13 protein-coding genes are annotated in these 13,647 nt (G+C 65.9%); 5 read left to right on the top strand and 8 right to left on the bottom strand.

Annotated elements, in window-relative coordinates; all coding sequences use genetic code 11:
- Nucleotides 1–20: 20 nt before the first annotated feature.
- Complete coding sequence (gene dxs / locus MLB1_RS00865) at nucleotides 21–1,937, top strand: 1-deoxy-D-xylulose-5-phosphate synthase (protein WP_180747874.1); 1,917 nt, start codon at nucleotides 21–23, stop codon at nucleotides 1,935–1,937.
- On the opposite strand, the gene MLB1_RS00860 is transcribed toward dxs, so the two are convergent.
- The 3 genes from MLB1_RS00860 to MLB1_RS00850 all read right to left on the bottom strand — a co-directional run bounded on the left by MLB1_RS00860 (nucleotide 1,934) and on the right by MLB1_RS00850 (nucleotide 4,500).
- Nucleotides 1,934–2,593, bottom strand: coding sequence for a CatA-like O-acetyltransferase (locus MLB1_RS00860; protein ID WP_180747873.1), 660 nt, complete (start codon nucleotides 2,591–2,593; stop codon nucleotides 1,934–1,936). The two genes, dxs and MLB1_RS00860, sit on opposite strands and share 4 nt — an antisense overlap.
- Before the next feature lie 68 nt (nucleotides 2,594–2,661).
- On the bottom strand, nucleotides 2,662–3,864 hold the full coding sequence (locus MLB1_RS00855; RefSeq protein WP_180749609.1) for a ribonuclease D: 1,203 nt from the start codon (nucleotides 3,862–3,864) through the stop codon (nucleotides 2,662–2,664).
- A 54-nt stretch (nucleotides 3,865–3,918) separates the two neighbouring features.
- Nucleotides 3,919–4,500, bottom strand: coding sequence for a DUF3000 domain-containing protein (locus tag MLB1_RS00850; RefSeq protein WP_180747872.1), 582 nt, complete (start codon nucleotides 4,498–4,500; stop codon nucleotides 3,919–3,921).
- A 79-nt stretch (nucleotides 4,501–4,579) separates the two neighbouring features.
- On the opposite strand from MLB1_RS00850, the gene hemE reads away from it, so the two are divergent.
- Genes hemE through hemQ form a run of 3 tightly spaced genes read left to right on the top strand, consistent with a single transcriptional unit; the run spans nucleotide 4,580 to nucleotide 7,758 of the window.
- Complete coding sequence (gene hemE / locus MLB1_RS00845; RefSeq protein WP_180747871.1) at nucleotides 4,580–5,674, top strand: uroporphyrinogen decarboxylase; 1,095 nt, start codon at nucleotides 4,580–4,582, stop codon at nucleotides 5,672–5,674.
- Between the two features lie 7 nt (nucleotides 5,675–5,681).
- A complete protein-coding gene (locus MLB1_RS00840) occupies nucleotides 5,682–7,070 on the top strand; it encodes a protoporphyrinogen oxidase (RefSeq protein ID WP_180747870.1) in 1,389 nt (462 codons plus the stop codon).
- Nucleotides 7,063–7,758: a hydrogen peroxide-dependent heme synthase gene (gene hemQ / locus MLB1_RS00835; RefSeq protein ID WP_180747869.1), complete on the top strand. Its 696-nt coding sequence runs from the start codon at nucleotides 7,063–7,065 to the stop codon at nucleotides 7,756–7,758. Before MLB1_RS00840 ends, hemQ begins: the two co-directional genes overlap by 8 nt.
- A gap of 68 nt (nucleotides 7,759–7,826) precedes the next feature.
- Here hemQ and msrB read toward each other — a convergent pair whose 3' ends face one another.
- The 4 genes from msrB to MLB1_RS00815 all read right to left on the bottom strand — a co-directional run bounded on the left by msrB (nucleotide 7,827) and on the right by MLB1_RS00815 (nucleotide 12,021).
- On the bottom strand, nucleotides 7,827–8,216 hold the full coding sequence (gene msrB, locus MLB1_RS00830) for a peptide-methionine (R)-S-oxide reductase MsrB (protein WP_180749608.1): 390 nt from the start codon (nucleotides 8,214–8,216) through the stop codon (nucleotides 7,827–7,829).
- Nucleotides 8,173–9,549, bottom strand: a complete 1,377-nt coding sequence (locus MLB1_RS00825) for a glycosyltransferase family 87 protein (protein WP_180747868.1) — start codon at nucleotides 9,547–9,549, stop codon at nucleotides 8,173–8,175. The genes msrB and MLB1_RS00825 overlap by 44 nt, the downstream gene beginning before the upstream one ends.
- A gap of 46 nt (nucleotides 9,550–9,595) precedes the next feature.
- A complete protein-coding gene (locus MLB1_RS00820; RefSeq protein ID WP_180747867.1) occupies nucleotides 9,596–11,137 on the bottom strand; it encodes an alpha/beta fold hydrolase in 1,542 nt (513 codons plus the stop codon).
- Between the two features lie 92 nt (nucleotides 11,138–11,229).
- Entirely contained in the window at nucleotides 11,230–12,021 is a 792-nt protein-coding gene (locus tag MLB1_RS00815; RefSeq protein ID WP_180747866.1) for a pyrimidine reductase family protein, read from the bottom strand.
- 6 nt (nucleotides 12,022–12,027) lie between these two features.
- Here MLB1_RS00815 and zapE point away from each other — a divergent pair, with 6 nt between their 5' ends.
- A complete protein-coding gene (gene zapE, locus MLB1_RS00810) occupies nucleotides 12,028–13,101 on the top strand; it encodes a cell division protein ZapE (protein WP_371750583.1) in 1,074 nt (357 codons plus the stop codon).
- Here the strand turns inward: zapE and MLB1_RS00805 are convergent.
- Nucleotides 13,094–13,621 carry a GNAT family N-acetyltransferase gene (locus MLB1_RS00805; protein WP_180747864.1) on the bottom strand — a complete coding sequence of 176 codons (528 nt, stop codon included), beginning with the start codon at nucleotides 13,619–13,621 and terminating at the stop codon, nucleotides 13,094–13,096. The genes zapE and MLB1_RS00805 overlap by 8 nt on opposite strands.
- Nucleotides 13,622–13,647: the final 26 nt, after the last annotated feature.

Here is a 13,647-nt window from a genome sequence, read left to right as displayed (position 1 = left end):
TCGCTGCGTAGACTGACCAGATGCTTGACGACATCAGGGGACCGGGTGACCTGCAGGGTCTCTCCAAGCGAGAGCTGGACTTGCTCGCTGACGAGATCCGCGAGTTCCTGATCCATAAGGTGGCTGCCACCGGCGGCCACCTTGGACCCAACCTGGGTGTCGTCGAGCTGACTCTCGCGCTGCATCGCGTCTTCGAGTCACCGTATGACCCGATCATCTTCGACACTGGCCATCAGGCGTACGTGCACAAGATCCTGACTGGACGTTGCGGAGACTTCGACACGCTACGCCAGAAGGACGGACTATCGGGGTACCCGTCGCGCGCCGAGAGTGAACATGACTGGGTGGAATCCAGCCATGCGTCCACTGCACTGTCCTACGCCGATGGGCTTGCCAAGGCCTTCGAACTGACCGGGCAACGACGTCGTCATGTCGTCGCCGTGGTCGGTGATGGCGCGCTTACCGGCGGCATGTGCTGGGAGGCGCTGAACAACATTGCCGCCGGCGAGCATCGGCGCATCATCATCGTCGTCAACGACAACGGGCGCAGTTATGCGCCGACCATCGGCGGGCTCGCCTCGCATCTGGCGGGGCTGCGGCTCACGCCCACCTACGAGAAGGTGCTCGACGAGAGCAGGAAGCTGCTGCGCGGTATGCCGGTGGTGGGGCCGTTGGCTTACGCGTTGATGCACAGCCTCAAGGTTGGGGTCAAGGATGCGGTCTCGCCGCAGCTGATGTTCACCGATCTGGGAGTGAAATACGTTGGGCCCGTTGATGGACACGATGAACACGCGGTGGAGGACGCGCTGCGCCGCGCCCGTGGTTATGGTGGCCCGGTCATCGTGCACGTGATCACCCGCAAGGGCATGGGATACGGCCCGGCCGAGGACGACGAGGCCGACCAGATGCATTCTACGGGCATCATCGACCCGAAAACCGGCCGCTCCATCAGTGTTTCAGCTCCGGGCTGGACATCGGTGTTCTCCGAGTCGCTCATCGATGTGGCCAGCGAGCACCGCAATATCGTGGCGATCACCGCGGCCATGCCCGGGCCGACCGGTCTGAGCGCGTTCGGTGAGCGTTTCCCTGATCGACTGTTCGATGTGGGTATCGCCGAGCAGCATGCCGTCACCTCCGCCGCCGGGCTTGCGATGGGTGGCATGCACCCCGTGGTGGCGATCTATTCCACGTTCCTTAACCGCGCATTCGATCAGGTGATGATGGACGTTGCGCTGCACCGGCTTCCGGTCACGTTTGTGCTCGATCGGGCGGGCATCACCGGCAGTGACGGTGCCAGCCACAACGGTATGTGGGACCTGTCGATCCTGAACGTGGTGCCCGGGATGCGCGTCGCGGCCCCGCGGGATGCCGCACGGCTGCGCGAAGAGCTGACCGAGGCCCTGGCCATCGAAGATGGGCCGACAGCGCTGCGTTTCCCGAAAGGTGAAGTCGGCAAGGATATCCCGGCGGTCGAGCGGCGTGACGGAGTCGACGTACTCGCCCGGCCGGCGAGCGGTTTACATGCCGATGTGCTGTTGGTGGCGGTCGGTCCGTTCGCATCGACGGCACTGGCGGCGGCCGAGAGGTTGGGAAAGCAGGGGATCGGGGTCACCGTGGTCGACCCGCGTTGGGTGCTGCCGGTGCCCGAGTACGTGGTAGAGCTGACCCGCCAGCATCGGCTGGTGGTAACTCTCGAGGACAGTGGCGTGCACGGCGGTGCGGGCACCGCGGTGACGAGGGCGATGCAGGATGCCGATATCGATGTGCCGAGCCGGGATATCGGTGTGCCACAGCAGTTCCTGGAGCACGCCTCGCGCGGGCAGATCCTTGAAGCGCTCGGCCTGACCGATCAGCATATTGCCCGAAAGATCACCGGCTGGGTGGCCGCGATGAGCCGGGAAAGCACCGACAGCCCGGTTTCCGAACAGGTCGACTAACCCCGTACCCAGTCCGGAGTGGCGAGGATTTCGCGCAGTTCCTCCACGAGGCGTGCGCTGTGGTACCCGTCGGCCGCGGCATGGTGAATCTGCAGGGCCAGCGGCATGATGGTTCGGCCGTCCCGCTCGTGGAACTTGCCGATGGTGAAGATAGGGGCCAGGTGTTCCCAGCCGGGAGCGATGGTGAGCGTGAAGCCGGAAAAGCTCGCCCACGGAATGCTAGAGATGTCGAACACGTTCCGGGGCCGGGGCAATCCTTGCGGGAAAAGGGTTGAGGAGTAACGATATTCGGCCATAAGGTCGATGACTTCGGTGTGGAAGGCGTCGAAGTCGCTGGTGTAGTTGGCGCTGATCCCCGCGAAGGTCTCGCGGTCGGGATTGAACACCGTGAATGCAGGGTCCACGACATCCCAGATTCCTGGATTTCCCTGATCGTCGAGGGCCATGCGGAACTCCGGATGACGGTTCACGACGGACGCCAATGCCCAGATCTGAGTCGGATATGTCTTGCGGCCGGATGCACGAATCGCCCCGAGGAGATCGGTGACATCCAGCTCCACCGTCATCGAGTAGTAGGTGGGACAACGGTCGAGATAGTGCGCGAACCATTCACCTCGTGGCCACTGCTGCACGTCGACGGGTTGAAGTGTCGCCATGGGGACCAGCACAGCGTGTTCCGCGCGACCGTGCAACTCAGTTTTCGCCGGCGGTGAGATCGCCCGAGTTAGTCGGCCAACGCCTCGGTAAGGATCGCGGCCGTCAGCTCGCGCTGCCACGGACGCGCGCCGTGACCGGCCAGTAGCTCCTCGACGTCTGCGTTTCCGTCCCAGTCCCAGCAGATCCGCCGCACGATCTCGGGGGTGACGATGTTCTCCACGGGCACCGAGATCTGCTCGGAGAGCGCAGTCAGGCCCGTCCGCACCGCTTCGAGGCGCGCGTACGCCTCGGGTTTGCGCCGCGACCACCGCGATACCGGCGGTGGCCCCGTAGTTGGTTCGTTGACCGGTGGAGGAGTCGCGCCGCTGCGCGCCTTTGCCAGTGCGGCGAGCCACCGGTTGGCCTGCTGTTTCTGTCGCGGGCCGCCGAACACCGGCAGCGCGATCAGCTCGTCGCGTGTCTTCGGATCGGCCAGCGCCGCTTCGACGATCGCCGAATCCGGCAAGATCCGTCCGGGGGCGATATCCCGTGTACGCGCTAATTCGTCACGGCTGAGCCATAATTCGCGTACAGCGGCGAGCTGTGCGGGCTTGCGTACCTTGTGCAGGCCCGAGGTGCGGCGCCAGTTGTCCCGCCGGGTCGCCGAGGCCGGGGTATGCACCAGATGCTCGAACTCCTGCCGGGCCCATTCGGTTTTGTCTTGTTCGGCAAGCACTTCGGCGATCTTCTCGCGGAGCTCAATGAGCACCTCGACATCGAGTGCGGCGTAGTTGAGCCATTCATCCGGTAATGGGCGTTTGGACCAGTCCGCGGCCCCGTGTCCCTTGGCCAGGCCCAGGCCTAGCAGCCGGTGCACCATCGCGGCCAGGTTCACCTTCTCGAATCCTGCAAGACGCCCGGCCAATTCGGTGTCGTATAGCGACGGCGGTCTCATATCCAATTCGGCCAGGCACGGCAGATCCTGGTCGGCGGCATGCAAGATCCATTCGTCGCTGCCCAGTACCTCGACAATCGGTTCCAGGGCTTCCGGAACATTCGTCGGATCCAGCAGGACCGTTCCCGCGCCGCGTCGGCGAATCTGGATCAGGTAGGCACGGTTGGAATAACGGAACCCCGAGGCCCGCTCGGCATCGACGGCAAAGGCGCCGGTGCCGGATGCCAAATATTTTGCGGCCGATCGGATTTCATCCGTAGAGGCGGTGATCGGCGGTACCCCGTCGGCGGGGAGCCGTAGTGGTGTCGGTTCCGGGAGCTCGGCGTCGGCGTCCATATCGTCGGCGTCCATATCGTCGGTTTTCATATATCTGAGTCAGCAGCGCGAGTGCTAGGCGCGATGACGCGTCCCCAGATCCGTCACACCCACCGGCGGCAGGCCTGCCGCATGCTCAAGCACCTCGCAGAACGCCTCGACGTGGGTTTCGATATCGGTGCCGGTGGCGGTCCAGGATGCCCGCAGCTCCAGCTGGTGGGCACGTCCCGGACCGGCGATATCGCCGTAGCGGACCGAGGTGGTTGCGGTCACGGTTCCGCCCAGCGCCGTCACGTCACTGGAGCGGGTCGACAACGCATCCACAAGCCAGCTCCACGCAACCTCGGGCAGCAACGGGTCGACGGCCTCGGAAGCATCGAGATCGGCCTGGATGTAGGCGACTAGCCGCATGGTGCCGTTCCATGCCTCGTCGCCCTCGGGGTCGTGCAACAGAATTAGCCTGCCGAACGCGTCGCCCTCGGATTGTTCGGGCACGTTATCGGTATCGCGGTGCTTGACCTCTGCGCCGAGTGCGTAGCTGAACGGGGCCAGCCGTTGCGGGGGACGAATGGTGCCCAGCTCGATCTCCGGACGCGCGGTCACGGAGTTCATCGCGTCGACCGCCGCGCGGAACGGGGCTGGTTCGGCAGACGTCACAGCAATGAACGGTAATGCGCCGGGCCGACATGCTCCCGGAGGCGCGCCGTGCGAGGTCGCCATGGCAGCATGGGGCGTGATGACCGGATTGAACGAAGATCGCGCGACGGGGCCGCGAACCCCTTCGAAAATACGACGTGACCTGCCATTTTCTCCCTACCTGGCGGCTGCCTCGGGGAAGGCCCCCAGCCACCCTCCGGTGTGGTTCATGCGGCAGGCCGGACGTTCGCTGCCCGAGTATCGCGCGGTACGGGCCGATCACGCGATGCTGGACGCCTGTTTCAATCCTGAGTTGGTTTGCGAGATCACCCTGCAGCCGATCCGTCGGCACCATGTAGATGCCGCCATTCTCTTCTCCGACATCGTGGTTCCGCTCAAGGCCGCCGGGATCGACTTGGACATCGTTCCCGATGTCGGACCCGTGATCGCCAACCCGGTGCGCACCACCGCCGACGTGGCGGCGCTGCCTCGCCTGGAACCCGGTCAGGTCGATGCCGTCGGCGATGCGGTGCGACTGCTGGTCGCCGAGCTGGGCGCGACCCCGCTGATCGGTTTCGCGGGCGCCCCCTTCACGCTGGCCTCCTACCTCGTCGAGGGCGGTCCGAGTCGCAACCATCAGCGCACCAAGGCTCTGCTGCAGGGCGATCCGCAGACCTGGCACGCGCTGATGACGGCGCTGACCGATATCACCATCGCTTTCCTGCGCGCCCAGCTCGACGCCGGCGTGGATGCACTGCAGTTATTCGACTCCTGGGCGGGCGCACTGTCCCTGGCCGACTACCGCTCCGCTGTATTGCCGCATAGCACAAGAATTTTCGATGAATTTGCGGGCGTTGGCGTGCCCATGACGCACTTCGGGGTGGGTACCGCCGAGCTGCTGGGTGCGATGGGCGAGGCCGGGGCCACGGTGGTCGGCGTGGATTGGCGTACCCCGCTGGATGTCGCCGCGCGTCGGATCGGCTCCGGAAAAGCCTTGCAGGGCAACCTCGATCCGGCCGTGCTGTTCGCAGGCTGGCCGGTGGTGGAGAGTGAGGTGCGCCGAATCGTGGCCGAGGGGCGTCAGGCCGTGGCTGCCGGCGCGGCCGGGCATATCTTCAATCTGGGGCATGGGGTGCTGCCGGATACCGATCCGGCTGTGCTCACCGATGCGGTGGCGTTGGTGCACTCCTTGTGACGCCGAGGTGACACCGCCGCCGTCTGCCGGACCACGCTCCATTGCCATTGTGGGGGGCGGTATTTCGGGGCTGACGGCGGCGTATCGGGTGCGGTGTGCGGTCGGTGACGATGCCCGGGTCGTCGTGTACGACCCGGCCGAACAGCTCGGTGGAATCCTGCGCACCATCACCCTGGGCGAGCATCGGGTCGATATCGGTGCCGAGGCCTTCATCACCCGGCGCCCCGAGGTGGTGGATCTACTGAGCGAGCTCGGGCTGGCGGACCGCACACTCGAGACCTCGGGGGCGCGCCCGCTGGTGTACGCGGGGGGCCGCCTGCGCCCGTTGCCCACGCGGACGGTCAACGGAATCCCTGCCTCGGGGTCCTCAGTAGTCGGGTTGGTCGACGACGACACCGTGGCGCGCATCGACAGCGAGCCCCAGCGCGGTATGCAGTGGACCGTCGGTGCCGAACCAACCGTCGCCGACCTGGTGTCACTTCGGTTCGGTCCGCAGGTGGTGGCTCGGCTGGTCGATCCGCTGCTCGGAGGCGTGTACGCGGGTTCGGCGGCAACGACGGGTCTGCGCACGGCGGCACCCGGTATCGCCCGCGCACTCGACGAGGGGGCGGGCAGTCTGCTCGTCGCGGCCCGCCAGGCGTTGCCTCCGATCTCGGCCACCGGCATCTTCGGTGCCATCGACGGTGGCTATACGGTGCTGCTGGAGGAGCTCTGGTGCCGCGCCCGTGCCGATCACCGGCAGCTCGCGGTCACCGGTATCGCACGTGAGGGCGACGGATGGGTGCTCACCGGCGAGAATCAAGCGGACATCACGGCCGATCACTTTGATGCCGTCATCGTCGCTGTCCCCGCACCCCGCGCGGCGCGCATTCTCGACGCGGTGGCACCGGAATCAGCGGTGGCGGCGCGACGCATCCCGGTGGCCTCCTCGGTGGTGGTGGCCATGACCTTGCCCGACGACGCCCCGATTCCCGCCAATTCCGGTGTGCTCGTTGCATCGGGAGAAGCGTTGCATACCAAGGCCATAACGTTCTCGACCAGCAAGTGGGGATTGCGTGGACGGGGCACCCAGGTGGTGCGGTTGTCCTATGGACGCTTCGGCGACACCGTGGCTCGGGCGACCAGCGACGAGCAGCTGCGGCACTGGGCCGTCGCCGACCTGGAAACGGTGCTCGGTGCCACGGTCGCTCCCATCGATTTGGCGCTGGCCCGCTGGATCGACGCCATGCCGCAGTACGGGCCCGGCCACGCCGATGTGGTGGATGCCATCCGTGCCGGGCTGCCTCCGGGAATCGCGGTGGCGGGCTCCTACCTGGACGGCATCGGGGTGCCGGCCTGTGTGGCCTCCGCCTCTCAAGCGGCACAGGTGATCGTGGCACGATGGGGACATGCCTAGCCTCGATTTCGACACCCTCAACTCCACCGTCCGTTACCTGATGTTCTCGGTGTTCCAGGTGCGCGACGGGGGACTGGGCGAGGACCGCGACGGTGTCGCCGATGAGGTGGCCACCCTGATCAAGCGGCACGAGGACGACGGTGTCGTGGTTCGCGGCATCTACGACGTCGCCGGTCTGCGTGCCGACGCCGACTTCATGATCTGGTCGCACGCCGCATCCATCGAGCAGCTGCAGGCCCTGTACCGCGACTTCCGGCGCACCACCGCACTGGGCCGGGCCAGCACTCCTGTATGGAGCAACGCCGCCCTGCACCGGCCCGCCGAATTCAACAAGAGCCACATCCCGGCGTTCCTTGCGGGTGAGGATCCGGGCGCCTACATCTGTGTGTATCCCTTTGTGCGGTCCTACGATTGGTATCTGCTGCCCGATGAGGAGCGGCGCAAGATGCTCGCCGATCACGGGATCGCCGCACGCGCATACAAGGACGTGCGCGCCAACACCGTGCCCGCGTTCGCGCTCGGCGACTACGAGTGGCTGCTGGCCTTCGAAGCCCCCGAGCTGCACCGCATCGTCGACCTGATGCGCGACCTACGTGCGACCGAGGCGCGGTTGCATGTGCGCGAGGAGACGCCGTTCTTCACCGGCCCGCGGGTATCGGTCGAGGACCTCGTCGCCAACCTGCCGTAGCCGCCGACACGCCGTCTCGTGGCGGAAACGTGCGATACGAATCCGCCGTAATGCGGCGTGTCGCGGAATTAGGACGGCTGCAGCCGCAGCGAGATCGAGTTGATGCAGTACCGCTGATCGGTGGGCGTGGGATATCCCTCGCCCTCGAAGACGTGCCCCAGGTGGCTGTGGCAGTTGGCGCACACCACCTCGACGCGGCGCATGCCCAGCGACTTATCGGGCTTGAGGATCACCGCATCGGAATCGGCCGGGTCGAAGAATGACGGCCAGCCGCAATGGGATTCGAACTTCTCGGTGCTGCGGAACAGCTCGGCGCCGCATGCCCGGCAGGCGTACACGCCCTCGGTCTTGGTATCGGTGTACTCGCCGACGAACGGTCGCTCGGTGCCCGCGCGGCGCAGCACCGAGAACTCCTCAGGAGTCAGTCGCTCCCGCCACTGCTCGTCGCTCAGATTCACTGTCGGGTCGCTCGGTGTCGTCATCGGCTGGTGTCTCCTTGGTCTTGGCCTTCTCGCGCATCCACACGGGATCAAGCCCTTGGTCCAGTGTGCCAGCGGCCTTGGCATCCCGGTAGCGCAGCAGCAGCACCATCATCACGACGATCAGCAGCAGGCACCAGCCGTAGGTGATCTTCAGGTATTCCAGGGCGCGTCCGGTCGTCAGCCAGTGGTTGAGCAGCCAGCGGTCCATGGAGAAGAACCCGTAAATCGCAAGCCAGGCCGGCCAGTTCCGCAGCACCGAGTTGGGCAGCACGATCGTCATGACGAACGGGAACAGCGCCATCGAGTAGTAACCCTGGCCCAGACCCAGTAGCAGGAACGAAGCCGTCAGCACCACGCCACCGGTGGTCAGAGCCCAGAACCTGGGGTCTCGCTGCCGGTAGTACTTGTACAACAGCCACACGCTCACCAAGGCGATCACCAGGAACGCGATGCGCAGGAAGGCGATCAGCGGCTCGGGCAATCCGTAGTACAGGCCATTGCCGGAGATGGAGCTGTTGAAGTAGTCGCGGGTTTCCGCCAGATATTTCAGGGTGCGCCGGAGATAGTCCCAACCGTCCACGATCCTGACCTTGTGCGGGCCGAACATCGCCACCGCGTTGAAGAAGGCGGGGATACCGAAGGCGGCCGCGAAAACCCGCCACTGCCGGTTCAGCAGCGGCAGCAACAGTAGGGGAGCCAGGAGCGGTTTGATCACCAGTGTCAGGCCGATCGCGACACCCGCCCACCACTGCGCACCCTTGCGTCCGTCCAGCAGCCAGCGGAAGAACAGCACCTCCAGCAGCAGCATGACACCGTTGATATTGGTGAAAACCAGTGTATTAGTGACGCTTTCGGTGCAGAACATGGCCAGCAGGAGTGCGGGCGCGGCCACCGAGGCCAGCGTGAAGTCGAACAGCCGCAGTAAGAAGTACGCCGCGATGACGATCGCGATCGTGTTGATGGTGATGAACCAGTAACGCGATGCGTCCACCGGCAGGTATGCGAAGGGGGCGAGCAGCAGGGTCCCGCCAGGCGGGTAGATGTAATGCGGGTCGACGTACGCGAAGTTCTCGCCGTACACCGGCAGGTGCCGCTTGAAGGCGATAACGGCCCGGTACACGGGCCCGAAGTCGTCGGTGATGTAGCCGTTGGTGCCCAGCACATAGCTGCGGTGGATCAACGCCATGATGGCGAGTGGCCACAGTGCCGAGCGCACGATGGTCGTTACCGACGGTGCCGCCGTGGGAGGTTTCAAAGAGTTCTTGAAGCCGGCCACTAGGCCGGAAAACAACGCATCGACTGACACCACGCAGGCACCGTACCCTGAGCGCCCCGCAGGGCTCTGGCAAGTGCGATTAGGCCGGGCAGAACGTGTCGGTCTCCGGGAGCTTGCCGCTGTCTAGATATCCGAGGGCCGGCGGCTGCGCGCATGCGGTGTAGACGATGGCGCCGTGGCCGATGCCCTGCCACATGACGCGCTTGCTGGCCGCCTTGGCGTTGATGATGACCGCGGCGGTGGCCGAGACGCCCTCGCTGCCGGCGATCGGATCGTGTTGCACGCCGAGGATCAGCACGTTGATCTTCAAGTCCTGCGGCGGATTCGACTTCGATCCGCTGGGCCACTGCAGGCAGTTCACGAGTTCGAGGGCGGAGGTGCGCCCAAAGAGGGGGTATTGCTTGCCCCAGGCGACCACCAGCTCGCGTACCCGGTCGGGAGTGGGGCGGCTGAGCGCGTCGCTGCACGAGTTGACGAACTGTCCATCGGCATCGCGCAGCGCGTTGGCCCGCTCCACCAGCGGGGTGAGTGCCTCGCGGTCAGGACCGCGCGCAGCGTTGAGTGCGTTCGCGAGGTTCTGCACGACGGCGTTGCCGTCGCCGACCGGATACGCCAATGCCGTGGTGATCGCCCTGACGACGGTCGCCCGTGACCAGGGCAGCCCGCCGTTTTGGGCGCGATTCAGTAGATCGCCGACGGCGCCTGCCGGATCGGGTCCCAGCGAGCAGTTGTTGGCGACGCATTGCGCCGCGAACGCATCGAAGGCAGATTGCTCGCCCTTGAGCCGCTGTTCGGCGGCGGCCTCGGCGGCGATATCGGCGGCCACGGGTGAGTCGAGCATCAGCCGAGCAACCTTGTTGGGATGAGATCCCGTGTACGCCAGGGCCACTCGGGCGCCGCTGCCAACGCCAAGGAGTGCCAGGTTGGGCACGTCCCATTGGGCGCGCAACGCCTCCAGGTCCTCGGCGGCATGCGCGTCGTTGTAGGCCGAGTCACCGGGGGAGATGGTGTCGGTGCAGTTGGTGGTGGCCGTCTCGATGATCTTGCCGAGGCTCGCGACCTGGTCGTCACCGCCACGATTCTGGGCCTGGTCCCGCATGTCCCGCAGATCCCAGGTGTCGCGGCAGGTGATGGGATCGGATCGCCCGATGCCGCGGCGGTCGACAGCCACCACCGGGCGTTGTCTGAGCACCTGGGCGCCGGGACCGTTGAGCCAGGTCGCCAGCTGTACCGAGGACGGGATATCCGAGCCGGTGGTGAAGACCAACGGCCCCGCATCGGCAGGTGTCTGCGAGGTCTTGGCGCGCACTGCGCCCAGCGTCACGCTGCCCGGTGCGCCATTGATGGGATCCAGCGGGGCCTTGTACTCGGCACATTCGAGTGTGAACGTCGGCGATGTGGTCACGCCGGCACTGGCGAGCACCTCCCGGGTGCAGTCCTGCCAAGACAGGTCGACCTTGGGTTTGTCGATGGATGGGGGTCCGCTCACCGGCGGCGCCGAGGGTGGGCCGATATTTCCTCGCCCCTCGTCCATCGCGAAATTCGGTCCCGCGGAAGGGCCGGGGGCGCACCCGGCCAGGAGCATGGCAACCGCCATCGCCCCCGCCAGCCGTGCACCCATGCGGACCAGAGTATCGGGTGTGCATGGGTTGCGATGAGCCGCTTGCGTGAAAAGCGTTAGCTGCGATGAGCCGCTTGCGTGAAGAGCGTTAGCTAGGTCCGGACGTGCCGCGCGAACAGGTACCCGTCCGCGTCGCCGAGTAACAACACCCGTCGCCACGACGTAAGTGCTTCGGCGGGGCTCGACGCGATCCGGATTGCGCCACCCGCGACCGTGGTCGGCGCAATGGTCAGGCACAGCTCATCGACGAGACGTGCGGAAAGAAGGGTGCCGAGCAGAGCGGGACCGCCTTCGCACAGCACCCGGGTCAGACCGCGACCGCGCAGCTCGGCCAACGCCGTGGGCAGGTCGACCTGCCCGGCGCGCAGGTGGTGCTCGGCGACAACTACCTGCGCACCGGATACGCGGGAAGCGACGTTCGCCGCCCCGGATGCCGAGGTCACCACGATGGGTGCGATCTCCGACTCGTTGAACAGGGGAGTGCTGGGGTCGATCGCCCCGGAGGCGGTGACGACGGCGATCACCGGCACCTCGCTCTGTCCGCGGGCTTGGCGGCGCTGGCGCTGACTGACCGGTAGATGCGCTCCGTGATAGCGCTCGGTCCGCACGGTGCCGGCCCCGACGAGAATCACATCGGCATTGGCGCGCATCGCGGCGAACACCGCTCGGTCGCCGTCGCCGCCGAGCCCACCGGACGATCCGGTCACCGTCGCTGCACCGTCCAAGCTGCCAATCATGTTGGCGCGCAGATAGAGTCCGGCGTCGTCGGGGTAATCGTAGAGATCGACCAGCTGGCCTGGGTCGACCGATGCGCCCGTCGTCAGCTGTGTGAGCTGCGTCCCAGTAGAGCCCGGAATTGCCTGTTCACCGTCGTTGTCGGCCACAAGGAGATCTCAACACGCCGCTACGCTGCCCGTGTGACTGATCCGCAATCCGGTGCCGTAATAAACCTCCAGCACCTTGCCGACCGGCACCCCACCGTCTCCAATGACCGGCTGATCGCGCAGTTGGTACCGCCGCCGACGTTCACTTCGGTGAGCTTCGACTCGTACCGGCCGGATCCGAACGAACCGACTCAGGCCGCGGCCGTGGAGACCTGTCGGGCGTTCTGCCAGGACGCGGTCACCCGCCGCTCGGGCAAGAAGAAACTGTTCGGCAAGCGTGAGGTGCTGCCCGGCGTCGGCATCTATCTCGACGGCGGATTCGGTGTCGGCAAGACTCACCTGCTGGCGTCCATCTACCACACCGTGCCGGGCCCCAAGGCCTTCGCGACCTTCGGCGAATTGACACAGGTGGCCGGGGTTTTCGGGTTCCTGGAGTGCATCGAGCTGCTGTCGAACTACACGGTGGTCTGCATCGATGAGTTCGAGCTTGACGACCCGGGAAACACGACGCTGGTGTCGCGGCTGCTCTCGGAACTGGTGGCCCGTGGAGTATCCATTGCCGCCACCTCCAACACGCTGCCCGAGCAGCTCGGTGAGGGCCGGTTCGCGGCGCAGGACTTCCTGCGCGAGATCAACACCCTCGCGGCGATCTTCAACACGGTGCGGGTGGAGGGTCCCGACTACCGCCACCGTGATCTGCCTCCTGCACCCGAGCCGCACACCAGCGAAGAACTCCGCGAGCTGGCGGCCTCCATTGACGGTGCCACCTTCGACGAGTTCGACGATCTGTGCCGCCACCTGGCGAGCATGCATCCCTCGCGGTATCTGACCTTGATCGAAGGTGTGACGGCGGTATTCATCGCGGGCGTGCAGCAGATACATGACCAGGCGGTGGCGCTACGGATCGTGGCGCTGACGGACCGGCTCTACGACGCGGGCATCCCGGTGGTGGCGTCGGGGGTGAAGCTGGACACGATCTTCGACGACGAGATGGTCGGAGGCGGCTTCCGCAAGAAGTACCTGCGCGCCACCTCGCGGCTGTTGGCGCTCAGCGCGGCGCCGTTGCCGAGCGCTAGATGACCCGCTGCATCACATAGTCGTTCTCCAGTCGCTCGCCGACTCGGAACGTCTTGGTGCCGCTGCGGCTGAAGCCGTGTTTGGTGTAGAAGCGTTGTGCGCGTTCGTTTTCCTGGTTGACGCCCAGCCATACGCCGGTGGCCCCGCGCCCGGCAGCCGCGGTGAGGGCGGCGCTCATCAGTGCGCCCGCCACCCCGGCTTGGTGGAACTCCGGCAGCACGTACATCTTGGAGAGCTGTACCGCGGGCCGTAGCGTGACGGCGCGCTGGACTTCGGGATCGTCGACGACACCGTCGACCAGCATCGCGTACCCCACGATCGTCGTGCCGTCAGCACGCGCCACCAGCACGCGGTTATCGCGGACGTGTTCGGCGAACCTGTCCGCGTTGAGGTTGGCCGCGATGAAGGCTGCGATATTGTCCTGCGTCGACGACGGTGGGCAGGCCAGAGGAAAGGTTCGGGCGGCGACGTCGGCCAGCTCGGTGCAGTCGGCCGCTGTGGCGGTGCCGACCTGAATCGTCATGACCGGCACGCTACCTATACTTGGCC

It is taken from the genome of Mycobacteroides sp. LB1, assembly GCF_013449725.1.
In the GTDB taxonomy this organism is placed as follows: Bacteria; Actinomycetota; Actinomycetes; order Mycobacteriales; family Mycobacteriaceae; genus Mycobacterium.
Note: the sequence above shows the minus strand (reverse complement) of the source record. Positions and strands in the feature narration are given on the sequence as shown.